Raw genomic sequence first — 24,567 nt, forward strand, 5'->3', positions numbered from 1 at the left:
GATTCTGGAATGCCAACCCATGACCACGCAATCCGCCGAGCTAAAGACCTCACGGCCGGCCTCTCATACTAATGCACCCAGCGAACTGATTTACCGATTGGAAGATCGTCCACCGTTGCCACAAACCCTATTTGCCGCTTGTCAGCATTTATTAGCCATGTTTGTGGCGGTGATCACTCCCGCGCTGCTTATCTGCCAGGCTTTAGGTTTACCGGCGCAGGATACCCAGCGAATTATTAGTATGTCCCTATTTGCGTCAGGACTCGCCTCTATTTTACAAATAAAAACCTGGGGACCCGTGGGTTCTGGTCTGTTATCGATTCAGGGCACCAGTTTCAACTTTGTTTCTCCGCTGATTATGGGCGGGCTGGCGTTGAAAAATGGCGGTGCCGATATCCCGACCATGATGGCCGCGCTGTTTGGTACGCTAATGGTCGCGTCTTGCACCGAGATCCTGCTATCTCGCGTTTTGCATTTGGCTCGTCGCATTATTACGCCGTTGGTTTCCGGCATTGTCGTGATGATTATCGGCCTATCGCTGATTCAGGTTGGCCTGACATCCATTGGTGGCGGATATGGCGCGATGAGCGATCATACCTTTGGCTCACCGAAAAACTTATTACTCGCCGGCGCGGTGTTGGTCGTTATTATCCTGCTAAACCGTCAGCGCAATCCGTACCTGCGCGTTGCTTCATTAGTCATAGCAATGGCCGTTGGCTATCTGTTGGCTTGGGCTATGGATATGCTGCCAGCCAGCCAACCTGCTGCCGAAACGGCTCTAATAACCATTCCAACGCCGTTTTATTACGGTTTATCCTTTGACTGGAACCTATTGATTCCGCTGATGCTGATCTTTATGGTGACTTCACTGGAAACAATCGGTGATATCACTGCCACTTCTGACGTTTCCGAACAACCGGTCAGCGGCCCGCTATATATGAAGCGTTTGAAAGGCGGCGTATTGGCGAACGGTTTGAATTCAATGGTTTCAGCCATCTTCAATACCTTCCCAAATTCATGCTTCGGTCAGAATAACGGCGTTATTCAGCTCACCGGCGTAGCCAGCCGTTACGTGGGGTTTGTCGTTGCTCTGATGCTGATTCTGTTGGGCCTGTTCCCTGCGGTAGCCGGTTTTGTACAGCATATCCCTGAGCCAGTATTAGGCGGCGCGACCATCGTCATGTTCGGCACTATTGCCGCATCCGGCGTACGCATTGTCTCTCGCGAAACCCTAAATCGTCGGGCGATTATGATTATGGCTCTTTCATTGGCGGTAGGTATGGGCGTGGCTCAGCAACCGCTGATTCTACAGTTTGCTCCTGATTGGATTAAAACCTTGCTGTCTTCGGGCATTGCCGCCGGTGGCATCACCGCTATCGTGCTGAATCTGATCTTCCCGCAGGAAAAGTAGCTTCCCTGGAAGTGACCCCCATAAATAAATCCAAATGGTCGATGCTATTGCAGCATTGACCATTTTTTATTCCTGATTAAAGGATTGTCTATTGAGGTCAGGGTCGAATTGCGGCATAAACGGAGATAACTTCACGCCAACAGACTGAGATTTACCAGATGAAAACTATCGGAAAAGTACTCCTGACGCTGTTACTGCTCCTGATGTTGCTGGTAGCCATCGCTTATTTACTGTTGCAAACCAGTTGGGGAGCTAAAAACCTCAGCCGCTGGGTGAGCGATAGCAGCCAATATCAGCTATCTCTGGGTAAAATCGATCACGATTGGTCTCAGCCGGGGCAGATTACCTTCAGCGATGTCATGATTTCGCAAACCAACAAGCCCGTCTTTCTTAACGCTGGGCAGGTTGTTTTTGGGCTCAGCTGGCGTCAAATTACCGAGCCACGACACTTCCGCAGCCTACTGTTACAACAGGGCAGCCTAAATCTGGACGCGCCTTCCCCAGCGTTAAATATTCAGGCCGATACGCTACGGCTGGCAAATATGGCGCTAAATACCGCTTCGCCCGGTTCAAGCATTCAAGGTAAGAATATCACTGGCGGTATTATTCCGTGGCAACCCAAAGCTGGCGATCGCTTGGGTGAGAACAACCAATTTCAGCTTAGCGCCGATGAGCTAACCATCGGTGGGAATGCTTTCGAAAATGTCTTTGTACAAGGTACAAAAAACAAACAGGCGCTTAAACTCACTAACTTCGGTGCCAATATCGCCCAAGGGGAACTGACCGGTGAAGCGAGTCGCGAGCAGGATGGCCGCTGGCAGGTAGAGCATTTGCGTCTCAGTAATGTGCGCCTGCAAACCGCGAAGACGCTGGACGATCTGTGGCATAGCTATACGCAACTGCCGCCGGTCACGGTTAAACGTTTCGATTTGATCGATGCGCGAGTCGAAGGCAATAACTGGGCGTTTAACGATTTGGATCTCACGCTAAAGAATGTGGCGTTTGAAAAAGGTGATTGGCGTAGCGCCGACGGCGAGCTAGCGCTTAATGCGGGGGATATTATCAAGGGTGATATCCATCTGATCGACCCTATGCTGACGCTGGAACTTTCCGATAACGGTGCGGCGATTAAACAATTTTCTACCCGCTGGCAAAACGGGCTGATCCGAGCTACCGGTAACTGGAACCGAGCCAATCATCAGTTACAGCTTAATGAGCTGGCGATTGTTTCTCTAGAATATACGTTGCCGGAAAACTGGCGGCAGCTCTGGCAAAAGCCACTACCGAGCTGGCTAGCAGCAGTACAGATCAATAAGCTATCCGCCAGCCGTAACCTGCTGATTGATATCAATCCTGATTTCCCATTCCAGCTCACCGCGCTGGACGGTTTTGGCAGCGATCTGGTACTGGCAAAAAATAGCCAGTGGGGAGTTTGGTCTGGTTCACTAACGCTTAATGCAGGTAATGCTACCTTCAACCGCAATGATTTGCGCCGCCCATCATTGGCTCTCACCGCTAATGATCAGCGAATAACCTTCAGCGATCTCAGCGCATTCACACCGGAAGGCTTACTGGAAGCCCAAGCTGAAATCGGGCAATCCGCAGAGCGCCCATTCTCTCTAACGCTGACGGGGCGTTCGGTGGATGTAAATTTCTTGCACAATTGGGGGTGGCCAAAACTGCCGTTCGAAGGCAAAGGAAATCTGAATGTGCAGCTAAAAGGCAGTCTGGCTCAGAGCATTCCCTTTAAAAGCTCGCTGAACGGCTCTTTAAAGGCGATAGAGAACGGCGGGCAACAAGTTGACCAACTGATGCAGGCTGGCGAAGTGAACGGCGTGACAACGCCCTGAGGCAATATAATTCGGGTTCTAACTGCTATTCTAACAACTAACCGACGTCGCACGAGGTTGTAGCCGTGATCTGCTGCAACCTCGCGCAAGAGGGGATAAGCGGCGGTTAACCTGCTTCGGCGTCCCCTGGCGTTACCGGCAACACCATATAAGTGCCTGAAAATACGGCTCCAGCATTTTCATCACCAAATAAATTCACTTCCAATTGCACCCGCGCCCTACGTCCACGCGCCAAACGATCCAGATCGCCACTGATCGAGCCTAAATCGGCAATGGCTCTTGGCCGTCCGGTCACTGGCGCGCTGTAGCGAATATGGGCATCGGCCAGAATAATGGTACCGCCGAGCTGGCGTTCACGCAGTAACAGCCAGATCAAACCCCATCCAGTCAGCGTTGCCAGTGAAAATAAACTACCGGCGAACAGCGTATGGTGGGGATTTTGATTGCCAGCCTCGGGCATGGTCGTCACAAAACGCTGCCCGGTGTATTGGCTGATACGCACGCCCATTTTCTCACTGAGCGGAATATGGTCGTACCAAGCCTGCTGTAGCTGACCACACCAGTCTGGGCGATGCAGGATATCATCCATGGTCGCCACCGGCTTAATCATCAAAAAGTGACGTACCGGCGTGGTTTGCGGCGCGGTAATTTCTCCCTGACTGACAAACCCCAGCTTGCCGAAGAACTCCACCGCATCTTCACGGGCGCTACACACTACCCGCTTAACCCCTTCCTGACGCGCTACGGATTCCAGCGTCATCGCCACCAGCGTGCCTAATCCTTTGCCCTGTACAGCCGGATCCACTGCTAAAAACCGAATAGCAGCCTCATTATCAGCATTGATATATAAACGACCAACGGCAACGGGTTTCCCCTGCTCGTCCACCACCATTTGGTGATGCGCCATTGCATCATAGGCATCCTTTTCGGAGCCAACAGGTTGATGCAGTGGTTTGCGTAACATTTCCCAACGGAATTGATAATAATCTTTAAGTTCTTGTTCTGTTATGGGTACGCGTAGGTGATACATAGAAGCTATCTCTCTTAGAAATCCATCAACAAAATGTATTCCGCTACCCTCAGTAATAACAGAGCCAGAATATCCCCACCCTAAACCTGTAGCCAGAAAGTCACCGGGCCGTCATTGACCAGACTGACTTTCATGTCCGCAGCAAATTGTCCTGTTTCAGTTTTTACACCACGCTCGCGACACTGAGCAACAAAATACTGATAAAGCCTGTCGGCTTCTTCTGGAACCGCACCGCGCGAAAAACTCGGCCTCATGCCTTTTTGGGTATCCGCCACCAGCGTGAATTGGGAAACCACCAGCAGGCTACCGCCAGCTTGCTGAACGTTGAGATTCATCTTGTCGTTTTCGTCACTAAAGATACGGTAGCCCAACACTCGTTCACACAAACGCTGCGCTTTTTGTTCGGTATCTCCTTGCTCAACGCCCAGTAACACCAATAATCCCGAGCCAATCGTGCCAACGGTAACGCCATCCACATCCACGCTGGCGCTTTGCGCTCGTTGAATCAAAGCAATCATAACAACCTACATCTCCTGATTTTGCGTTTCGTCACCCGGTTCCTGCTTTCGTAATGATCGATGCTCACCTAATGTTACGGTGATTTCTGCTCCCAACAATACGATGCACCAGCTCCAGTAAACCCATAAAAATAAAATGGGTATGACCGCCAAGACACCATAAATTAACTGATAGGAAGGAAATAGCGTGATATACAGCGTAAATCCCTTCTTTCCTAATTCGAACAAAACTGCCGCCACCAGCGCGCCAACCAGCGCATCTTTGACCGGCACCGGTACCGTTGGCACCACGCTGTACAGTAACCAGAATGAAATCCAGGACAGTATTAACGGAAAGATTCGTAATACCTGATCGATAAAACTATTCACTCCGGTGGTTGCCAGCCAGTTCAATGAAAGTAAATACGAACTGATCGCCATACTGGCACCGACCAAAATCGGCCCCAGCGTCAACACCATCCAATACACTGCGAAGGAAAAGACGATAGAACGCTTATTCTTGCTGCGCCAAATGGTATTCAGCACGCTATCCACCGAGTAAATCAGCAACAGCGCGGTGACAATCAGGCCACAGGTACCCACGGCCGTCATGCGGTTAGAGTTGGCGACAAACCGCTCAATATAGTTTTGGATAACATTGCCAGCAGATGGCATAAAGTTAGCAAAAACGAAATTCTTCAGTTGAATACTGATATCCGAAAACATCGGAAATGCGGCAAACAGCGCAAAAATCACCGTAATCAACGGGACTAAAGACAGTAATGAGACATAGGCTAGATGTCCAGCCAGCATAGTTAAGCCATCGTGATCTATGCGTCTGAAGAGCATTCGCCCAAAGCTGGCGCTGGGTTTTAACGGCGACGGTAAACGAAAGCGCGGAAATCCTGCCATATTCACCTCGAGGTCAAAAATGGGATTGAGAGCGAAGAGTGAGTCAGAAAAGGGTTAACCCTAATGCGTTAACCCGTGATCTCATTAGGAAAAATAGGCTGGAATAACGGTTTTGTCAGTTACATGAACCGCATTAATACCCAAGGCCTCCGCCGCTTCGATATTTGCAGCCACATCGTCAAAGAACACCGCCTGCTCCGGAGGGTAGTTTTCATTATTTAAAACATGGTGATAAATATCGGCATCCGGTTTACGCATCCCTAAATCCTGCGACAAATACATATAGTCTGCCGCTGCAGCGACCTCAGGATAATGTTGCGGCCAATAATTGCAATGCAAACGGTTGGTATTAGAGAGCACCACAACTCTGTGACCTTGCTCGCGCAGCTTTTTCATTATCTCAATAACTTCAGGGCGCAAACCAACAAAAATCGCCTGCCAACCGGTGGCAAACTGTTCAAAACTCAGGGAAAGCCCCATTTCGTCACTAAAGCGGCGCGCAAAATCTTCGTCGCTGATTTCACCTCGCTCATGCTGCTGAAAAATATCACCCATGGTGAAACGTTCGGTCAAAGTTGCCAGGGGCACACTGCTCAGTTTGCTCCAGACACCCAAAACGCGTTTGAAGTCGATATCAACAATCACATTCCCCAGATCAAAGATATACAGCATAGCGCTCTCCCAAATTTGAAGGTGAGTTCACTGTAACGGTAAAAAAGAAGGCTGAACAGACGGAGGAAGAAAAAGGAAAGGATAGAATTGAATATACGGTGGGGTATAAAAAGAACTCAGGGCGCCAATTGCGCCCTAAGTGTCTGTTATAGCTTAAAAAGGATTAACCTTCTTTGCTACCACGGCCAGCACGCTTACGATCGTTTTCCGTCAGATGACGCTTACGGATACGGATAGATTGCGGGGTTACTTCAACCAGTTCGTCGTCATCGATGAACTCCAGCGCTTGCTCCAGGGTTTTCTTGAGGAAAGGAACCAGAGTGGTTGCTTCATCAGTACCGGAGGCACGCATGTTGGTCAATTGCTTACCAGTCAGGCAGTTTACAGTCAGGTCGTTAGAGCGTGAGTGAATACCGATGATCTGGCCTTCATACACTTCGGTGCCGTGACCGATGAACAGCTTGCCGCGATCCTGCAATTTGTACAGTGCGAACGCAACAGCTTTACCCTGACCGTTAGAGATCAGTACGCCGTTCTGACGTTGACCGATTTCGCCTGGACGCACATCATCGTAGTGACTGAATGTGGAGTACAGCAGACCAGTACCAGAAGTCATGGTCATGAATTCAGTACGGAAACCGATCAGGCCGCGGCTAGGGATGGAGTAATCCAAACGGATACGCCCCTTGCCATCTGGAACCATGTCTTTCACGTCGCCTTTACGCTCACCCATGGCTTGCATTACTGCGCCCTGGTGTTGCTCTTCGATATCCAGCGTTACGTTTTCGAATGGTTCTTGGTTACGACCGTCAATCATACGGTTGATAACTTTAGGACGAGATACAGCCAGCTCGAAACCTTCACGACGCATGTTCTCGATCAGAACCGACAGGTGAAGTTCACCACGGCCTGAAACGCGGAATGCATCAGCATCTTCAGTTTCTTCAACACGCAGCGCCACGTTGTGGATCAATTCTTTGTTCAGACGGTCAAGAATCTGACGTGATGTCACATACTTACCTTCTTTACCACAGAATGGAGAGGTGTTAACGCAGAAGTACATGGTTACGGTTGGTTCATCAACAGACAGTGCTGGCAATGCTTCAACAGCATTCACATCACAAATAGTGTCAGAGATGTTCAACTCGCCCAGGCCGGTAATCGCGATGATGTCACCGGCTTCTGCCAGATTGGTCTCGATACGCTCCAGGCCCATGTGGCCCAATACTTTACCGACTTTACCGTTGCGAGTTTTACCTTCGCTATCGATAATGGTCACTTGCTGGTTAGGCTTAACAACGCCACGTTTGATACGGCCGATACCGATAACACCAACGTAGTTGTTGTAGTCCAGCTGGGAGATTTGCATCTGCAGTGGACCGTCACGGTCAACTTTTGGCGCAGGTACATGATCAACGATAGCTTGGTACAGCGGGGTCATGTCTTCCGCCATATCGTTGTGGTCTTCACCAGCAATACCCATCAATGCAGATGCATAGATGATAGGGAAGTCCAGCTGCTCGTCAGTCGCATCCAGGTTTACGAACAGGTCGAATACCTGATCCACAACCCAGTCAGGACGCGCGCCCGGACGGTCAACTTTGTTGATAACCACGATTGGTTTCAGACCATGAGCAAAGGCTTTCTTGGTCACGAAACGGGTCTGCGGCATCGGGCCATCCATTGCGTCGACGACCAGCAGCACGGAGTCAACCATTGACATCACACGCTCAACCTCACCACCGAAATCGGCGTGTCCTGGGGTATCCACGATGTTGATGCGGTAGTCTTTCCAATTAATGGCAGTATTTTTTGCGAGGATGGTTATACCACGCTCTTTCTCCAAGTCATTGGAGTCCATTACACGTTCGGTTGCTTCAGTACGTTCGCCGAAAGTACCGGATTGTTGCAGCAACTTATCGACCAGGGTAGTTTTCCCATGGTCAACGTGCGCAATAATGGCGATGTTACGCAGATTCTCGATCACAGCTTTTTTGCCTCAGGCATTTAGAAATAGCGCGCTATTGTACACGTAATAAGCGAGGGACTAAACAAGATCACAACCATCTCTTATAAACAACCTGACATCGGTTAGATTGTGATCCTATTCACGGTGCAAAAATCGCCTTTCGGCGCACTCTTGCACCAATATGGTGCCCAATGGCGCATAGGAAGCACCAAAATAGTGCAATATAACTATCCTGGTGCATACTGAATATCAGCAGACCCCCATGATATGGCATAAATGGGTGGTTTGAAAAGTTGGCACAGTTTTCGCAATACTCTTTTTAAGCTAAAAAAGTCTTTTTCCAGACAAAAATGGCAGCTAGCCACAACCTCAGTACATAACGGTAATCGTTCCACGACGACGACTATGACAAATCCGGGAGATATAAGTATGTCCGCTGAACATGTTTTGACGATGATCCATGAGCACGAAGTGAAATTTATTGATTTACGTTTCACCGATACCAAAGGGAAAGAGCAGCATGTCACCATCCCGGCTCATCAAGTCAACGCTGACTTCTTTGAAGAAGGCAAAATGTTTGATGGCTCCTCGATTGGCGGCTGGAAAGGCATTAACGAATCCGACATGGTATTGATGCCGGATGCCAGCACCGCAGTAATGGACCCGTTCTTCGCTGATTCTACCCTGATTATCCGTTGTGACATTCTGGAACCAGGTACCATGCAGGGTTATGACCGCGATCCGCGCTCTATCTCTAAACGTGCTGAAGACTTCCTAAAATCTTCCGGTCTGGCTGACACCGTACTGTTCGGGCCAGAGCCAGAGTTCTTCCTGTTTGATGACGTGCGTTTTGGCAACGACATCTCTGGCGCTTACTATCATATCGATGATATCGAAGCGGCGTGGAACTCTGGTACCAAATACGAAGGCGGTAACAAAGCTCACCGTCCCGGCGTGAAAGGCGGCTACTTCCCGGTGCCACCGGTCGATTCCGCTCAGGATCTGCGTTCTACCATGTGCCTGACCATGGAGGAAATGGGTCTGGTGGTTGAAGCTCATCACCACGAAGTGGCAACCGCTGGTCAGAACGAAGTGGCAACCCGCTTCAATACCATGACCAAGAAAGCTGACGAAATCCAGATTTACAAATACGTGGTGCACAACGTGGCTCACGCATTTGGCAAAACCGCGACCTTTATGCCTAAACCACTGGTTGGCGATAACGGTTCTGGTATGCACTGCCATATGTCACTGGCGAAAAACGGGACTAACCTGTTTGCTGGCGACAAATACGGCGGCCTGTCTGAAATGGCGCTGTTCTACATCGGCGGTATCATCAAACACGCTAAAGCAATCAACGCCTTCGCTAACCCAACCACCAACTCTTACAAGCGTTTGGTTCCGGGCTATGAAGCTCCGGTTATGCTGGCCTACTCTGCCCGTAACCGTTCTGCGTCAATCCGTATTCCAGTGATTGCCAGCCCGAAAGGTCGTCGTATTGAAGTTCGCTTCCCAGATCCTGCGGCTAACCCGTATCTGGCGTTTGCTGCCCAGTTGATGGCTGGTTTGGACGGCATTATCAACAAAATTCATCCTGGCGATGCTATGGATAAAAATCTTTACGACCTGCCGCCAGAAGAAGCGAAAGAGATCCCAACCGTTGCCGGTTCTCTGGACGAAGCACTGGCTGCACTGGATGCAGACCGCGAGTTCCTGACCCGTGGTGGTGTATTCACTGATGATTCCATCGATGCTTATATTGCATTGAAACAGGAAGAAATGGATCGTGTGCGCATGACTCCACACCCAGTTGAGTTCGAACTGTATTACAGCGTCTAATTTTAAGTAGCCTTTTTTTGTTGCCGTGGAAACTTTTAGCCCATCTTCGGATGGGCTTTTTTCTCCACTTTATCTTTCTTTAATAGTAACCTGACTCGGCAATTACGCTGATTTTTCAGGATAAATGCACTGAACCGGTGTTGGAGTCTGCTATATGGCAACAGGCACGCTGCCCGATGCTGGGCAGATACTCAATTCTCTCATTAACAGCATTCTGCTGTTAGATGATGACCTGGCTATTCACTACGCCAATCCCGCAGCTCAACAACTGCTGGCGCAAAGCTCCCGTAAACTTTTTGGTACACCTCTGCCAGATTTATTAGGCTATTTTTCGCTCAACATTCCGCTAATGCGGGAAAGTCTGATCTCAGGGCAAGGTTTTACCGATAATGAAGTGACGCTGGTAGTCGATGGGCGAGCACATATTTTATCGCTGACGGCACAATCGCTACCCGAAGGTTTTATTCTGCTGGAAATGGCGCCGATGGATAATCAGCGCCGCCTCAGTCAGGAGCAACTCCAGCACGCTCAGCAGGTGGCAGCGCGAGATCTGGTACGAGGATTAGCCCACGAGATTAAAAACCCGCTCGGTGGCTTACGCGGCGCAGCACAGCTATTGGCGAAGGCTCTACCTGACCCATCGCTACTGGAATACACCAAAGTGATTATCGAACAAGCCGATCGTCTGCGTAATCTGGTGGATCGCCTGCTTGGCCCTCAACGTCCCGGTCAGCATATCAACCAAAGTATTCATCAGGTTGCTGAACGGGTTTGCCAGTTGGTATCACTGGAAAAACCGAATAATGTCACCCTGATTCGTGATTACGATCCCAGCCTGCCGGAATTGGCTCACGATCCGGATCAAATTGAACAGGTATTACTGAATATCACCCGCAACGCCTTACAGGCCTTGGGTGAAAAAGGCGGCAATATCACTCTGCGTACCCGCACGGCGTTTCAGATAACGCTTCACGGCGTTCGCTACCGTCTGGCCGCTCGAATTGATATAGAAGATAACGGCCCCGGTGTACCCGCGCAGCTTCAGGATACTCTGTTCTATCCTATGGTCAGCGGCCGCGAGGGAGGAACTGGCCTCGGCCTGTCCATAGCACGCAGCCTTATCGATCAGCATTCGGGTAAGATTGAATTTAACAGTTGGCCGGGACACACCGAATTTTCGGTTTACCTGCCTATTCGCCAGTGAGGTTTCCATGCAACGAGGGATAGTCTGGATCGTCGATGACGATAGCTCCATCCGCTGGGTGCTTGAACGCGCACTGACTGGAGCAGGTTTAAACTGTGTCAGTTTCGACAACGGCCATGCCGTGTTGGATGCATTGGCTACACAAACTCCGGATGTGTTGTTATCAGATATTCGTATGCCAGGAATGGACGGTTTAGCGCTGCTCAAGCAGATTAAACAGCGCCACCCGATGCTCCCGGTCATCATAATGACAGCGCATTCCGATTTGGATGCGGCGGTCAGCGCCTATCAACAAGGTGCTTTCGATTATCTGCCAAAACCTTTCGATATTGATGAGGCTGTCGCGCTGGTTGAACGCGCTATCAGCCATTATCAGGAGCAGCAACAACCGCCGCGCAGCCAACCTGCCAGTGGGCCGACGACTGATATTATCGGTGAGGCACCGGCAATGCAGGACGTATTCCGCATTATTGGCCGCCTTTCCCGCTCATCCATTAGCGTTTTGATTAATGGTGAGTCTGGAACCGGCAAGGAATTAGTCGCTCATGCTCTCCATCGCCATAGCCCACGGGCAAAAGCGCCGTTTATCGCCTTAAATATGGCGGCAATTCCGAAGGATTTGATTGAATCCGAGCTATTTGGTCACGAAAAAGGCGCTTTTACCGGCGCAAATCAGGTGCGTCAGGGACGATTTGAACAGGCCGACGGCGGCACCTTATTTCTGGATGAAATCGGCGATATGCCGATGGACGTACAAACTCGCCTACTGCGAGTGCTAGCTGACGGCCAGTTCTATCGGGTTGGCGGATATGCGCCAGTGAAAGTAGATGTGCGTATTATTGCAGCTACTCACCAAAATCTGGAGTTGCGGGTTCAGGAAGGGAAATTCCGCGATGATTTATTCCATCGCTTAAACGTGATTCGGGTTCATTTACCGCCGCTGCGAGAACGTCGGGAGGATATTCCTCGTCTGGCGCGCTATTTCTTACAAGTTGCAGCCAAAGAATTGGGCGTGGAAGCCAAAAATCTTCATCCGGATACAGAAACGGCCCTGACTCGTTTACCCTGGCCGGGTAACGTCCGTCAGTTGGAAAATACCTGTCGTTGGCTAACGGTGATGGCAGCTGGACAGGAAGTACTGATTCAGGATTTGCCGGGAGAGCTGTTTGAAACCGTCTCGCCAAATGCCGAAGACCAGAAACAGCAGGATAGCTGGGCCACACTACTGGCTCAATGGGCAGACAGAGCTTTGCGTTCTGGTCATCAAGATTTGTTATCGGAAGCACAGCCAGAAATGGAGCGCACTTTGCTCACCACCGCTTTGCGCCATACTCAAGGACATAAGCAAGAAGCCGCACGGTTACTGGGCTGGGGACGTAACACTCTAACCAGAAAGCTAAAAGAATTGGGAATGGAATAGTCGAGAAATAACGCCCTCAGTCGCAGCTATAGCTCTGAGGGCGATTAATCATCAGATAACGCGGGAGAATTGCTGTTTACGTGCCTGTTTTCGCAAATAAATATCAAAACACATACAGATATTGCGAATCAGTAAACGACCTCGAGATGTCACCCGAATGCCCGTTTCGTCTCGCTCCACCAGCCCATCGTCTTCAAACTGCGCCAGCAAAGCCAAATCTTCGGCAAAGTAATCAGCAAAACGAATACCATACTGTTGCTCAATCGGTGCGTAATTCAGCTGGAAATGACAAATTAGCGTTTTAATCACGTCACGACGAATGCAGTCATCCTCGGTCATCGCCAGCCCGCGCCACAACGCATTTCCTCGTTCCTCAACCTTTGCGTAATAGGTTTTCAGATCTTTTTCATTTTGCGCGTAGCTATCGCCCAACATGCTAATCGCCGAAACGCCCAGCCCCAGCAGATCACTTTCACCTTGCGTGGTATAACCCTGGAAATTTCGATGTAATGTCCCTTCCCGCTGCGCCACCGCCAGTTCATCATCCGGACGAGCAAAGTGATCCATACCAATAAATTGATATCCTGAATCTGTCAGGAAACTGATCGTGTGCTGCAAAATGTCCAGACGCTGTTCCGGGCTAGGCAAATCTTCATCTTTGATTTTTCGCTGAGCCGCGAACAATGAAGGCAAATGAGCGTAATTGAACACGCTCAAGCGATCTGGGCCAAGCTCTGCTACCCGTTTTAGCGTGAAAGCAAAACTTTCTGGCGTCTGCTTCGGTAAACCATAGATCAAATCAATATTGGTCGATTTGAATCCCACCGCTTTAGCGCGAGCAATCAGCGCAAAGATAAAGTCTTCGTCCTGTTCACGGTTGACCAATCGCTGAACTTCTTTATTGAAATCCTGCACCCCCATGCTCAGGCGGTTAAAGCCTTCGGCACGCAGGTGATCGATAACGTCTAGCTCAATTTCACGCGGGTCGACTTCAATGGATTGTTCCGCTTCGGGTAAAAAATCAAAATTATCCCGTAGCAAATTCATTAACTGCGTGATTTGTGTGTTATTCAGATAGGTTGGCGTCCCGCCGCCCCAGTGCATCTGACTGACCTGACGCCCTTTGAATAAGCTTGCGCGCTGACGAATTTCTTTTTCCAGTACCGCCAGATATTCATCAGCCTTATGCTGCTGGCGAGTAACCAGCTTATTACAGCCGCAAAAGTAGCAAAGCTTATGACAAAACGGGATGTGGACATACAGCGAAAGCGGTCGCTCAGGGTAACGGCCAACCGCCCGTTCATAAGCCGCATCATCATAAGATTCGCTAAACTCAAGGGCGGTGGGATATGAGGTATAACGTGGACCTGAATAGTTATATTTTTGAATTAGGGCCAGATCCCAAACAACAGCGTTCTCAGACATTGTTCATTCCTTCCGATATTTTTTTCTACCGGGCCGGTTAAAAGGCGATTGTTTACGTTGTCTGGCCGCGGAAGCGCTGCGCAGGCGGGATTTCCGCTGCGACAGCCGCCATAGTTTACCCAATAACCACACTAGATAACATGTAAGTAGTAGGGTTATCGTCGGGATCACCCAATTCATAGCTTAGAATGCGTCTTTATTACCGCGTTTCAGTAACTGTAAGATATCTTCCTGCTTCTCTTCAGGCTTTTCATCATCTTCGTCATCACCAAGTTCAATACCCAGCTGTTCCATCAATGCGTCGATGCGATCCAACGTCAGATCGACATAAGCCTGATCTTCTTTGCTCAATACTTCGTCATTATCCAGACGATCCAGTAATGCATCCAGGCGTTCGTCATTTTCCAGCTTAGCCAGCTCTTCTTCCGGTGTCAGACGTGGTTTGGCTACAGGCTTAGGCGCAGCAGGCTTAGCTTTAACTTTGCCTTCAACCACCAGCGGTACAGGCACTTTACTGCCGATACGCGGATCTTTTTCCTGAACCTGAGTCTGGCCTTTCTTGTTGTTGGCCTCTACGTTGGTTCTCGCACCTGAGCGATTACCGCTGTGTCTTTTCTGACGTTTACGTTCGCGAGCTTCAAGATCAAGCTCTACGCGTGTCTTTTTATTACGCTTTGGTGTTGCGGTTTTGCCGCGCGGTGCTTTCGTTGGCTGGTTCATAACCTGTGCTCTTAAATTAGGTAAATAAATATAGGATTGGATTTAGTATAGGATTGCGGCGGAATCTAGCAGAAAGCAGACAAAGAAAAAAGGCGGCAGGTTGCCCTGTCGCCTTTTTTCGCACCTTCTGCGGAAGGATATCCTTACAGCGCAATCCGTGCGCTTATCCAACTTCCCTGTTTATCCCTTGACTACACGACACTCCATGTCGGTCTGTCCGTAAAATTTACCGCTCCTTGCAGCCTTCCTTTGCTCCGCCCGATCCTGGCATTTACTCGTTCTTCCTTGCCGACTTGAAAGTCACCATCCTGACTCATCCGTGGGTCATCGTCCTTAATCTCTGCTGATTCCTTTCGATTCCCTGAGACAACAACCCATCCCGAGTCGCTGATAATTTCCTTTTGGTACATCCCAGTACCGGCGATAACTTTACTAGCCCGTTGTTTTTACTCAAGACACTTACACCAATGCGGACTGGTTCAATTATCACCGTATTGATAATAGATTGTTTTTAAAGCAAGATTTCTTAACAATACTTAAAAAATAAGACATCGCCGCAGCAAAAAATGGGCAATCGCTTACAAAACATCAAGTTCCAGAGCCATTTTTCTCGCATACTGAGTTAATCGAGATAAACCCCCCGCTTTCCCGCCGATGTAGTTATAATCCCCCCATGTTAGCTATCTCTTACGGAGACGAAAAATTTTGACCATTAAAAACTATAACTATCATATGACCCATTTCGTCATCAGTGCTCCGGATATTCGCCATCTTCCGCGCGACGAAGGCATTGAGGTCGCATTTGCGGGCCGTTCCAATGCGGGTAAGTCCAGCGCGCTTAACACATTGACCAACCAAAAAAGTCTGGCACGTACCAGTAAAACGCCGGGACGTACTCAGTTGATCAACCTGTTTGAAGTGACCGATGGTATCCGTCTGGTGGATTTACCGGGTTACGGTTACGCAGAAGTACCTGAAGAAATGAAAATCAAATGGCAGCGCGCGCTGGGTGAATATTTACAGAAGCGTAACTGCCTGAAAGGGCTGGTTGTGTTGATGGATATTCGCCATCCATTGAAAGATCTGGATCAGCAAATGATTACCTGGGCCGTTGCTGTAGGTACGCCAGTGATGCTGTTACTGACCAAAGCCGATAAATTGGCTTCCGGTGCGCGTAAAGCCCAGTTGAATATGGTTCGCGAAGCCATTATTCCTTTCATGGGTGATATTCAGGTCGAAGCGTTCTCTTCACTGAAAAAAATTGGCGTTGATAAACTGCGGGAAAAACTGGACACCTGGTTCAGCGAAATTCCGCCGGAAGTGATGGAAGAACTGGAAGACGACGGCGAGTAAGCAAGATTCCGCACTGTGATTAACCGGTTTATCTCTTAATCCTCCACTCTACGGGCGGCAGCCTCTGGTTGTTGCCCGGTATTGCTTCCCAGACTTAACCCCGCGTCCCTGTTTCTTCCCCAAATTGCATTCTAACGCTGAATAAATCGGCCAATGGCCGGATTGCGCCCATAAAAAACGCCCCAGTCAATAAATGACTGGGGCGGCTAAAATATTCAGCCAAATCCGATTACGTGAAGTAAAAGGTCTGAAAGATAGAACATCTTACCTCTGTACCCTACATCTGTAACTCTACATCATTTTTTCGCAGGGCAAAAGAATTTTTTGTTGTATAGTTACACAAATTGGCACGATTCAGCGGTGAGGAACCGAGCATAATCGGCACCTAATGTAGCTTAATTACATAAAACGCTTTAATAATCGCCACTTAGTGAGCCTGATCCCAATTCTTACCCACGCCGACATCAACCTTCAACGGCACGTCCAATTCCATGCTCTGTTCCATCAGATCGCGAATCTTCTGAGTGGCACTTTCCAGCACGCTTTCATGCACTTCAAACACCAACTCATCGTGTACCTGCATGATCACACGAACTAGAGGCTCTTCCTGCTGTTGTAACCAGTTATCTACTGCAATCATTGCTCGCTTAATAATATCGGCAGCGGTGCCTTGCATAGGCGCATTAATCGCTTCACGCTCCGCAGCTTTACGACGAGTGGCATTACGGGAGTTAATATCGGGCAGGTACAAGCGGCGCCCATCCAGAGTGGTCACATAACCTTGCTCGGCCGCTTGTTTACGCGTTCTTTCCATATATTCCAGCACCCCCGGATAACGCTCAAAATACAGATCCATGTAACGTTGAGCTTCCCCACGCGGAATATTCAGCTGACGCGCCAAACCAAAGGCGCTCATACCGTAAATCAAACCAAAGTTAATCGCCTTCGCGCTACGGCGCTGCTCTGAGGTTACATTTTCCAGCGCCACGCCAAAGACTTCTGCCGCCGTTGCCCGGTGAATATCTTTACCCGCAGCAAAAGCCGCCAGCAGGCCTTTATCCTGTGAAAGATGCGCCATAATTCTCAGTTCGATTTGAGAATAATCGGCAGCCAGAATGCTGTAATCGGTTGGTGCGATAAATGCCTGACGAATTCGTCGACCTTCCTCATTTCTTACAGGAATGTTTTGCAGGTTAGGATCGCGAGAAGATAAACGGCCGGTAGCCGTTACCGCCTGATGATATGAAGTATGTACTCGCCCGGAAACCGGGTTAATCATTAAAGGTAACTTATCGGTATAGGTACTTTTCAGCTTGGCCAGGCCACGATATTCGAGAATAACCTTCGGCAGCGGGTAATCCAGCGCCAGTTCTGCCAACACTTCCTCATTGGTGGACGGCGCGCCGCCCGGCGTTTTTTTCAAAATGGGCAGTTTCTGCTTTTCATACAAAATGGCCTGTAGCTGCTTCGGCGACGCCAGATTAAAAGGTTCGCCTGCCAATTCGTGCGCCTGTTTCTCCAATTCAGCCAAACGAATGGTTAATTCTTGAGAATGCGTAGAAAGAATAGATTGGTCGATTAACACGCCGGTGCGTTCTATATGCGACAAAACCGGCAGCAGCGGCATTTCAATTTCTCGGAAAATACGCAGTAAACCTTCGCTTTCCTGTAGCTTCGGCCACATGGCTAAATGCAATTGCAGAGTCACATCCGCATCTTCTGCCGCATAAGGCGAAGCCTGTTCCAGTGCAATCTGGTTGAAAGTCAGCTGGTTCTTACCTTTTCCGGCAATTTCTTCAAAAGTAATGGTTTTATGATTGAGATAACGCTCAGACAGGCTATCCATATCATGGCGGCCAGCAACGCTATTCAACACATAAGATTCCAGCATGGTGTCAAATTCGATGCCACGCAGATCGATATCATAACGAGCCAGCAGGCTTTTATCGAACTTCAGGTTCTGCCCGACTTTATGCGATTTCGCGTCTTCCAGCAGCGGTTTAAGGTGTGCCAATACCCAATCACGATCCAGCTGCGCTGGCGCGTCCAGATAATCATGAGCTACGGGCAGATAAGCCGCTTCACCGGGAGCAATAGCGAAAGAAAGCCCGATGAGATTGGCAGTCAAAGTGTCTAAACCGTCAGTTTCTGTATCAAAAGCAAAGACATCAGCCTTTTTCAGCCGCTCAAACCAATCGAAGAAAGTTTCTTCATCCAAAATGGTCTGGTAGTTTTCTTGTGAAAGCTGTGCCGTCACCTCAGCAATCGGAGCAGCAATATCTACAGCGGCGGCAGCTTTACTATCACTCTTACCCGTCCCCGTCGGGCGCGGTTTATTGCCCTCCAGCCACTTTCCGCCTTCTAAATCAACCAGCCAGCGTTTGAATTCATAACGCCCAAATAATGTATGCAGCTGATCGACATCGGGAGCCGAAACCGTCAACTCGCTACAAGTCACATCCAGCTCAACATCAGTTTTAATCGTAGCCAGTTTATAAGAGAGGTAGGCAACGTCTTTGTTCTGTTCCAGCTTGGCAGCCATGGTTTTCGCGCCGCGGAAAGTCAGGGTCGCGATTTTATCCAGATTGCTATAAAGCGTATCCAACCCACCTAAGCCTTGTAATAACGCCTGCGCGGTCTTTTCTCCCACGCCCGGCACGCCAGGAATGTTATCCGACGCGTCCCCCATCAGCGCCAGAAAATCGATGATCAGTTCTGGAGGTATGCCATATTTTTCGCATACTTCTTCTGGACCAAGGATGGTGTTGTTCATGGTATTGATCAGGGTGATATTTGGCGTGACTAACTGCGCCATATCTTTATCACCGGTGCTGATTAATACTGAGTGGCCGGCTTTCTCGGCTTCCTGCGCCAAAGTGCCAATCACGTCATCAGCCTCAACGCCAGAAACCGCTAACAGCGGCAGCCCCATCGCTTTCACCATTTGGTGTAACGGCTCAATCTGCGAGCGCAAATCATCAGGCATCGGCGGGCGGTGAGATTTATATTCAGCAAATAGCTCATCACGGAAGGTTTTACCTTTGGCATCAAAAACTACCGCAACATGGCTTGGATGGTACTGTAGCAGCAGGCTGCGCAGCATGTTAAGCACGCCATACATCGCACCTGTTGGTTCCCCGCTGGCGTTGGTCAGTGGAGGAAATGCATGGTAGGCGCGATAGAGGTAAGAGGAGCCGTCAACCAGGATTAAGGGGTTTTCTGCGATTTGTGCCATAAGGTGTCTTCATCTTTAATTGCTGAGTCTGGTGCTAAGAATGCCATAGCTGACAGCAAGAGACGAATCTTAGCGGCCTTTCTTGTGTGATTTTCGTGAGCGATCGCTGCATGATCGAACCGATCCGTTCTGTGGATAACTTTGTGAGTAAAAGAGTAAAGAGGATCTATTTTAATAACATTACCCATCGAGAGTATTATTAAAATACATATAAATCATTGAGTTAAAATAATCTACATTCACAATTATCGTCATGAAATTTTTATCGTAATTGTGGATATTAGTTAATTGAACTTTTTATATAGGGAATTAATATTGGTGTATTTTCCTGGCGGAGAATATTGGATATCAAAATTTTAAAAACGGTGGATAGCTTTTCAGGCCCTATGGATGTGACGCTGGTATAAATTAAAACACCTTACTGTAAAATGCTTAAGCGATATTTCTATAATCGATAGATTGGTTTTTAGGAATTTTCTTAAACTAATTGAATCAATTGAATATTCAATGAAGGAAAATCGTCATTTTATTCCAGCCTAGTTAATTAAACGTTGTCACTTTATATTGATAATACAAATTTATTCCATGTTTATCATAGTGTTTTTTTAAGGTAATAAACCGGCCGAAGCCGGTTTATTATCACTGAATTATCATTACTTTTGTTTAATCAAAAAGTTAACGACATCAGAATATTGTTTAGCGTAGGCTTCTTGTGAAGAGGTATCAATACCGTCGTTTTTGATTTGGTATTTACCATTCACGAACATAGCAGGAACGCCGCGTAATCCGAGGTCTTCAGCCGCTTTTTGTTGTTGCGCGACCAATGATTTAACGACGAAGCTATTGATAGCACTATCATACTCTTCTGCAGGAACACCGGCTTTGATAAACACATTACGAATATCAGATGGAGTCTGAACAACCTGAGTTTTCTGCACACCTTCAAACATCAATGGAGTAATTTTATCTTCTACACCCAATGCCAAGGCAACAGCCCATGCCTGAGTTAACTCTTTACCTAGAGGCCCCAAAAAGTCTACATGATAACGAGTCATTTTAGTGCCTTCTGGCAGTGACTTCTTCACTGTTTCAGGCACTTTATATATCTCTTCAAACTGATAGCAATGTGGGCAATAGAATGAGAAGAACTCCAAAACCTGCGGCTCGCCTGTTGCCGGTTTATCTAAAGTCACATATTGGGAACCATCAGAAAATTGTGCTGCTGAGGCACTAAATGCCATCACCATACCCACTAATGCAAGCCATACTTTATTCATACAATAAAAATCTCCATTATCTTAACATCAATACATTGGAATCAGCTGTAGAGGGGGTGCCTGCAACAACTTAACCTGCTCTGCAAATACCGAAGTCTGCTGTAACCAAAAATCAGGCTCCGCCATCCACGGAAAACTTTTAGGAAAAGCTGGATCTTGCCAACGTCTGACGACCCAAGCCAGGTAATAAACCATACGCATAGCGCGTAAAGGTTCGATCAACGTTAATTCCCGCTGATCAAAATCTGCAAATTCGCCATAAGCCTCCAGCAATATATCCAACTGAATAAGCTGCTCGCTACGTTCTCCATGTAATAACATCCAGAGATCCTGCACTGCCGGGCCATTACGCGAGTCATCCAAATCAACAAAAAATGGGCCGTCACGCCAAAGAATATTACCTGGGTGACAGTCTCCATGCAGACGAATAGGCTGCCAGTCAGTACGCCAGTACTGTTTGATAGTATCAATAAGCAAATCTGTTGCAGCTAAAAACTTATCTTTCTGCTTGGTTGGAACCAACTCACAGTCTGCCAGCAGGCTTCGCGGTTCAGTCAGATATTCTTCAACGCTCATCGTTGGTCGGGTTATAAACCGGCTTTTGCTACCAACCCGATGTATTCGCCCGAGAAAGCGCCCGACCCACTCTAATTGATCCAGATTATCGATCTCATACTGACGCCCGCCCACGCTGGGGAATACAACAAAGAAAAAACCGCAGTGGGTATGCAAAGTCTGGCCATTCAGCGCTAAAGGCGCTACGGCCGGAATTTCTGCTTCCGCTAGATCGAGAGAAAAACGGTGCTCTTCCTCAATTTGGGCGGCATTCCAGCGCTCAGGTCGATAAAATTTCACGACATAACGCTTCCGGTCTTCATCCATAAACTGATAAACCCGGTTTTCATAGCTGTTTAACGCCGTTAAACCTGAATCCACTCGCAATCCGACGCCTTCAAGGGCATCCATGATCAGGTCTGGAGACAATGACTGAAAATTAAAAGCAGAGTTATTTAGAACAGCATTTTTAGGCATCAGTTATTCACGGTGATCTATTGATAGCAGAAGATAACATCATTCAAAAAACGTCGGCATTCATTGCCATGACTAATCTTTAATGATGCCACGAGCCCGTAACAACGCCGTTTTGAAATCTTCTTCATAGTCTTTTTTCAAACCTGGAATGGTTTCTGTAGCGGCAGAACCTCGCATCTTCAGATGATAAATGAGAATATCGTCCGTCAAATCTGAAAAATCGCCTTTAAAACCCGCTTCTATTGCCAGCTTTTGCAGGAACTGAATGAGATTCAGATCGGGTTCTTGTTGCCAGGCCGGATGTAAAAGTTCAATCAGTTCATTTACGCGATGACATTTCATAGAAAAACTATCCTATTTGAAAATATGAAGACAAAGTAGCAGGGTTAGCCAGGTAGTGAAAGAGACCTAACTGTCAATAAAGGTAAATCCTTACTCCGTCACTGGTTTAGTTATACAATTCCTGAATCGCTTATTGTAATAAGGTCGGCCAATGCAGCCAATGATTACCGGAATAATTCTCGCAGGAGGGCGCTCAACTCGAATGGGGGGGGAAGATAAGGGATTGCTTCAACTGAGCGGAAAATTGCTGTACCAGCATGTCGCAGATAAATTGGCTCCTCAGGTTAAGCATTTACTGATTAATACTAACCGCAATATCTCTTGCTATGAGAAATCCGGGATTCCAGTTTTTAGCGATATCACTGACGACTTTTCCGGCCCTTTGGCGGGAATGCTAGCAGGATTAAATATAGCCGCGACTGAATGGTGCATTTTTGTGCCTTGCGATGTCCCAGATATTCCATCAAATATGGTTGAGAAACTTTGGCAGGGCCGAAATAACACGCTGGCCGCTTATGTGAACGATGGTGAAAGAGATCATCCAACGCTGGTTTTACTGCATAAAAGCCTGATAACAACATTAGAGAACTATCTGGCAAATGGAGAAAGAAAACTAATGGTCTTACTCCAAAATATTCATGCTCAACGGGTTATATTTAATGAATCAGCAGAGATGTTTTGTAATTTAAATACGCCTGAAGACTGTGCGTTATGGGAAGAAAGGAATACAGAAAGACAATGAGCAAGCCAATTCCCCCACTCCTAGGAATAGCGGCATACAGCGGCACAGGGAAAACGACATTACTGAAGCAACTTATTCCCCTATTACGACAGCGTGGCGTTCGGGTAGGGCTAATTAAGCATACTCATCATAATATGGATGTCGATACGCCAGGTAAAGATAGCTATGAGCTACGGAAAGCCGGTGCAGACCAGACATTAGTTGCTAGTGATAAACGTTGGGCGCTAATGACTGAAACGCCAGATAATCCGTCATTGGATCTCCAATATTTAGCAAGCCGATTGGATGCAAACAGTATCGATCTCGTATTGGTCGAGGGGTTCAAACATGAGCCTATCAATAAGATCGCCCTATATCGAGCGGCTGTAGGAAAACCTTTTACCGGAGTAATCGATAAGCATGTTATTGCGCTAGCAAGCGATGAACCGGCACCTACAGATTTACCGCAATTGGATATTAATCAACCCTATCATATTGCTGATTTCATCTGTTCCTGGCTGAAAAGTCAGTCTTAACTGCTGCTGATAGTATAAAGCTGGTCACGCCATTAGGTTGGCTCGAAGATGATGACTTAGCTGACTTTTCAACAGGACGCTTGCGCCTGACAGCCCACACTCTTGCCGCTAAAACCACTTTTCAAACAGCCACTTATTCACACCGTTAATAGCATCTTATAACACCCTGATAACTGGGCTAATTTGGGGTAGGGTTGCATCACATTGCCTAAAACTTCGGCAAAATCACCCTCATTGCAAGTTAACAACACAACAATCTAGATGATAAAAAAGGTTATTTGGTATGTAGCCTGACTCGTCAGTCACCGCCAGAGTTTTAACCAGCAGTTAAAAATCTTCTGTCTGTTACTCTTCGCAGTGAGGCCGGTAGTGTATCAGAGGCCTCAGCATCCCGACTGGCGACACGTTTTATCCCCTTACGCCCCACCGGATGCAAGCCTGGCTCTTGAGCTACCGCCGAGTGTGAATACCCGTTAATGGGGATGAGTTTCCGATAAAACCGACCTGGTTCGTTGGTTACATGGCTTTTTAATAAAATATAAGCCCGGTGAGTGACTGTATCTGCCTGAAAATGCTGCGAATTTACTGCCTGAAAACGTCAACGGCGGCGCAATTTACCGGATAAGCCGCCCCCTATGGAATGAAAATCGCCATATACGCCTTCAACGCCCGGCATTCCCGGGGGTTCCCATGCCCTTAAACGCAAAAAGCCCCCCGCAATCGCAGGAGGCTCGGTTCGAGGGCGGCAATGACTTTTATCCGCCTCGCGTCTGTCTTTTTTCCATAGCAAAAACCCCACGCTTTTGGCATGGGGTCTTGGCTTGATTTGATGCCTGGCAGTGTCCTACTCTCGCATGGGGAGACCCCACACTACCATCGGCGCTACGGCGTTTCACTTCTGAGTTCGGCATGGGATCAGGTGGGACCACCGCGCTATTGCCGCCAGGCAAATTCTGTTTTAATCAACCCGCCACGTGATTTACATCACACAGCCAGTCAATCCAATCTGTTAACAATGCTGAAAATCAAAACGCTCTCTAAAACACCTTCGGTGTTGTAAGGTTAAGCCTCACGGATCATTAGTACTGGTTAGCTCATGCATCGCTGCACTTACACACCCAG

Annotated in this window: 20 protein-coding genes and 1 rRNA gene; 8 read left to right on the forward strand and 13 right to left on the reverse strand. The window is 48.2% G+C overall.

All coding sequences use genetic code 11. From position 1 onward, the window contains the following. Window positions 1–19: 19 nt before the first annotated feature. Both PL78_RS08150 and PL78_RS08155 read left to right on the forward strand, forming a co-directional pair. Window positions 20–1,411 carry a nucleobase:cation symporter-2 family protein gene (locus PL78_RS08150; RefSeq protein WP_064514640.1) on the forward strand — a complete coding sequence of 464 codons (1,392 nt, stop codon included), beginning with the start codon at window positions 20–22 and terminating at the stop codon, window positions 1,409–1,411. 158 nt (window positions 1,412–1,569) lie between these two features. Further along, complete coding sequence (locus PL78_RS08155) at window positions 1,570–3,261, forward strand: AsmA family protein (RefSeq protein WP_064514642.1); 1,692 nt, start codon at window positions 1,570–1,572, stop codon at window positions 3,259–3,261. Window positions 3,262–3,367: 106 nt separating this feature from the next. On the opposite strand, the gene fabY is transcribed toward PL78_RS08155, so the two are convergent. The 5 genes from fabY to typA form a co-directional block, all read right to left on the reverse strand. Beyond that, a complete protein-coding gene (gene fabY, locus PL78_RS08160) occupies window positions 3,368–4,291 on the reverse strand; it encodes a fatty acid biosynthesis protein FabY (protein ID WP_049601414.1) in 924 nt (307 codons plus the stop codon). A gap of 80 nt (window positions 4,292–4,371) precedes the next feature. Beyond that, a complete protein-coding gene (gene dtd, locus PL78_RS08165) occupies window positions 4,372–4,809 on the reverse strand; it encodes a D-aminoacyl-tRNA deacylase (RefSeq protein ID WP_064514644.1) in 438 nt (145 codons plus the stop codon). 6 nt (window positions 4,810–4,815) lie between these two features. Beyond that, window positions 4,816–5,700: a virulence factor BrkB family protein gene (locus tag PL78_RS08170; RefSeq protein WP_064514646.1), complete on the reverse strand. Its 885-nt coding sequence runs from the start codon at window positions 5,698–5,700 to the stop codon at window positions 4,816–4,818. Window positions 5,701–5,784: 84 nt separating this feature from the next. Beyond that, entirely contained in the window at window positions 5,785–6,372 is a 588-nt protein-coding gene (gene yihX / locus PL78_RS08175; RefSeq protein WP_064514648.1) for a glucose-1-phosphatase, read from the reverse strand. Window positions 6,373–6,535: 163 nt separating this feature from the next. After that, on the reverse strand, window positions 6,536–8,359 hold the full coding sequence (typA, locus tag PL78_RS08180; RefSeq protein WP_049601403.1) for a ribosome-dependent GTPase TypA: 1,824 nt from the start codon (window positions 8,357–8,359) through the stop codon (window positions 6,536–6,538). 411 nt (window positions 8,360–8,770) lie between these two features. On the opposite strand from typA, the gene glnA reads away from it, so the two are divergent. The 3 genes from glnA (at window position 8,771) to glnG (ending at window position 12,804) form a co-directional block, all read left to right on the forward strand. Further along, a complete protein-coding gene (gene glnA / locus PL78_RS08185; RefSeq protein ID WP_049601400.1) occupies window positions 8,771–10,180 on the forward strand; it encodes a glutamate--ammonia ligase in 1,410 nt (469 codons plus the stop codon). A 154-nt stretch (window positions 10,181–10,334) separates the two neighbouring features. Further along, on the forward strand, window positions 10,335–11,384 hold the full coding sequence (gene glnL, locus PL78_RS08190) for a nitrogen regulation protein NR(II) (protein WP_064514651.1): 1,050 nt from the start codon (window positions 10,335–10,337) through the stop codon (window positions 11,382–11,384). A 7-nt stretch (window positions 11,385–11,391) separates the two neighbouring features. Next, window positions 11,392–12,804, forward strand: coding sequence for a nitrogen regulation protein NR(I) (gene glnG, locus PL78_RS08195; RefSeq protein WP_064514653.1), 1,413 nt, complete (start codon window positions 11,392–11,394; stop codon window positions 12,802–12,804). 51 nt (window positions 12,805–12,855) lie between these two features. Here the strand turns inward: glnG and hemN are convergent, their stop codons facing one another. Further along, window positions 12,856–14,229, reverse strand: coding sequence for an oxygen-independent coproporphyrinogen III oxidase (gene hemN, locus PL78_RS08200; protein WP_064514655.1), 1,374 nt, complete (start codon window positions 14,227–14,229; stop codon window positions 12,856–12,858). Between the two features lie 183 nt (window positions 14,230–14,412). Further along, window positions 14,413–14,949, reverse strand: coding sequence for a Der GTPase-activating protein YihI (yihI, locus tag PL78_RS08205; protein ID WP_064514657.1), 537 nt, complete (start codon window positions 14,947–14,949; stop codon window positions 14,413–14,415). Window positions 14,950–15,654: 705 nt separating this feature from the next. Between yihI and yihA the strand changes: the two genes are divergently transcribed. Next, window positions 15,655–16,302 carry a ribosome biogenesis GTP-binding protein YihA/YsxC gene (yihA, locus tag PL78_RS08215; RefSeq protein ID WP_049601387.1) on the forward strand — a complete coding sequence of 216 codons (648 nt, stop codon included), beginning with the start codon at window positions 15,655–15,657 and terminating at the stop codon, window positions 16,300–16,302. A gap of 215 nt (window positions 16,303–16,517) precedes the next feature. Here yihA and spfP read toward each other — a convergent pair whose 3' ends face one another. The 5 genes from spfP to PL78_RS08235 form a co-directional block, all read right to left on the reverse strand. Further along, window positions 16,518–16,565, reverse strand: coding sequence for a small protein SpfP (gene spfP, locus PL78_RS21180; RefSeq protein WP_071892919.1), 48 nt, complete (start codon window positions 16,563–16,565; stop codon window positions 16,518–16,520). Window positions 16,566–16,729: 164 nt separating this feature from the next. Continuing rightward, entirely contained in the window at window positions 16,730–19,537 is a 2,808-nt protein-coding gene (gene polA, locus PL78_RS08220; RefSeq protein WP_064514661.1) for a DNA polymerase I, read from the reverse strand. Between the two features lie 653 nt (window positions 19,538–20,190). Then, window positions 20,191–20,814 carry a thiol:disulfide interchange protein DsbA gene (gene dsbA / locus PL78_RS08225; RefSeq protein ID WP_064514663.1) on the reverse strand — a complete coding sequence of 208 codons (624 nt, stop codon included), beginning with the start codon at window positions 20,812–20,814 and terminating at the stop codon, window positions 20,191–20,193. Window positions 20,815–20,841: 27 nt separating this feature from the next. Beyond that, window positions 20,842–21,846 (reverse strand): serine/threonine protein kinase, encoded by a 1,005-nt coding sequence (locus PL78_RS08230; protein WP_071889798.1) that lies wholly within the window; start codon window positions 21,844–21,846, stop codon window positions 20,842–20,844. A gap of 72 nt (window positions 21,847–21,918) precedes the next feature. Next, window positions 21,919–22,188, reverse strand: coding sequence for a YihD family protein (locus PL78_RS08235; protein WP_049601376.1), 270 nt, complete (start codon window positions 22,186–22,188; stop codon window positions 21,919–21,921). Between the two features lie 151 nt (window positions 22,189–22,339). On the opposite strand from PL78_RS08235, the gene mobA reads away from it, so the two are divergent. Continuing rightward, a complete protein-coding gene (gene mobA, locus PL78_RS08240; protein WP_064514665.1) occupies window positions 22,340–22,930 on the forward strand; it encodes a molybdenum cofactor guanylyltransferase MobA in 591 nt (196 codons plus the stop codon). Continuing rightward, window positions 22,927–23,445 (forward strand): molybdopterin-guanine dinucleotide biosynthesis protein MobB, encoded by a 519-nt coding sequence (mobB, locus tag PL78_RS08245; RefSeq protein ID WP_064514667.1) that lies wholly within the window; start codon window positions 22,927–22,929, stop codon window positions 23,443–23,445. Before mobA ends, mobB begins: the two co-directional genes overlap by 4 nt. Before the next feature lie 831 nt (window positions 23,446–24,276). Here mobB and rrf read toward each other — a convergent pair. Next, window positions 24,277–24,392 (reverse strand): 5S ribosomal RNA (gene rrf / locus PL78_RS08250). Between the last annotated feature and the right edge of the window lie 175 nt (window positions 24,393–24,567).

The organism is Yersinia entomophaga (assembly GCF_001656035.1).
GTDB lineage: Bacteria > Pseudomonadota > Gammaproteobacteria > Enterobacterales > Enterobacteriaceae > Yersinia > Yersinia entomophaga.

What these genes read in the sequence shown, in the direction of transcription:
- PL78_RS08150 (WP_064514640.1), top strand. Translation starts at nt 20, where the DNA reads ATGACCACGCAATCCGCCGAGCTAAAGACCTCACGGCCGGCCTCTCAT.
- PL78_RS08155 (WP_064514642.1), top strand. Translation starts at nt 1,570, where the DNA reads ATGAAAACTATCGGAAAAGTACTCCTGACGCTGTTACTGCTCCTGATG.
- fabY (WP_049601414.1), bottom strand. Translation starts at nt 4,291, where the DNA reads ATGTATCACCTACGCGTACCCATAACAGAACAAGAACTTAAAGATTAT.
- dtd (WP_064514644.1), bottom strand. Translation starts at nt 4,809, where the DNA reads ATGATTGCTTTGATTCAACGAGCGCAAAGCGCCAGCGTGGATGTGGAT.
- PL78_RS08170 (WP_064514646.1), bottom strand. Translation starts at nt 5,700, where the DNA reads ATGGCAGGATTTCCGCGCTTTCGTTTACCGTCGCCGTTAAAACCCAGC.
- yihX (WP_064514648.1), bottom strand. Translation starts at nt 6,372, where the DNA reads ATGCTGTATATCTTTGATCTGGGGAATGTGATTGTTGATATCGACTTC.
- glnA (WP_049601400.1), top strand. Translation starts at nt 8,771, where the DNA reads ATGTCCGCTGAACATGTTTTGACGATGATCCATGAGCACGAAGTGAAA.
- glnL (WP_064514651.1), top strand. Translation starts at nt 10,335, where the DNA reads ATGGCAACAGGCACGCTGCCCGATGCTGGGCAGATACTCAATTCTCTC.
- glnG (WP_064514653.1), top strand. Translation starts at nt 11,392, where the DNA reads ATGCAACGAGGGATAGTCTGGATCGTCGATGACGATAGCTCCATCCGC.
- hemN (WP_064514655.1), bottom strand. Translation starts at nt 14,229, where the DNA reads ATGTCTGAGAACGCTGTTGTTTGGGATCTGGCCCTAATTCAAAAATAT.
- yihI (WP_064514657.1), bottom strand. Translation starts at nt 14,949, where the DNA reads ATGAACCAGCCAACGAAAGCACCGCGCGGCAAAACCGCAACACCAAAG.
- polA (WP_064514661.1), bottom strand. Translation starts at nt 19,537, where the DNA reads ATGGCACAAATCGCAGAAAACCCCTTAATCCTGGTTGACGGCTCCTCT.
- dsbA (WP_064514663.1), bottom strand. Translation starts at nt 20,814, where the DNA reads ATGAATAAAGTATGGCTTGCATTAGTGGGTATGGTGATGGCATTTAGT.
- PL78_RS08230 (WP_071889798.1), bottom strand. Translation starts at nt 21,846, where the DNA reads ATGCCTAAAAATGCTGTTCTAAATAACTCTGCTTTTAATTTTCAGTCA.
- PL78_RS08235 (WP_049601376.1), bottom strand. Translation starts at nt 22,188, where the DNA reads ATGAAATGTCATCGCGTAAATGAACTGATTGAACTTTTACATCCGGCC.
- mobA (WP_064514665.1), top strand. Translation starts at nt 22,340, where the DNA reads ATGCAGCCAATGATTACCGGAATAATTCTCGCAGGAGGGCGCTCAACT.
- mobB (WP_064514667.1), top strand. Translation starts at nt 22,927, where the DNA reads ATGAGCAAGCCAATTCCCCCACTCCTAGGAATAGCGGCATACAGCGGC.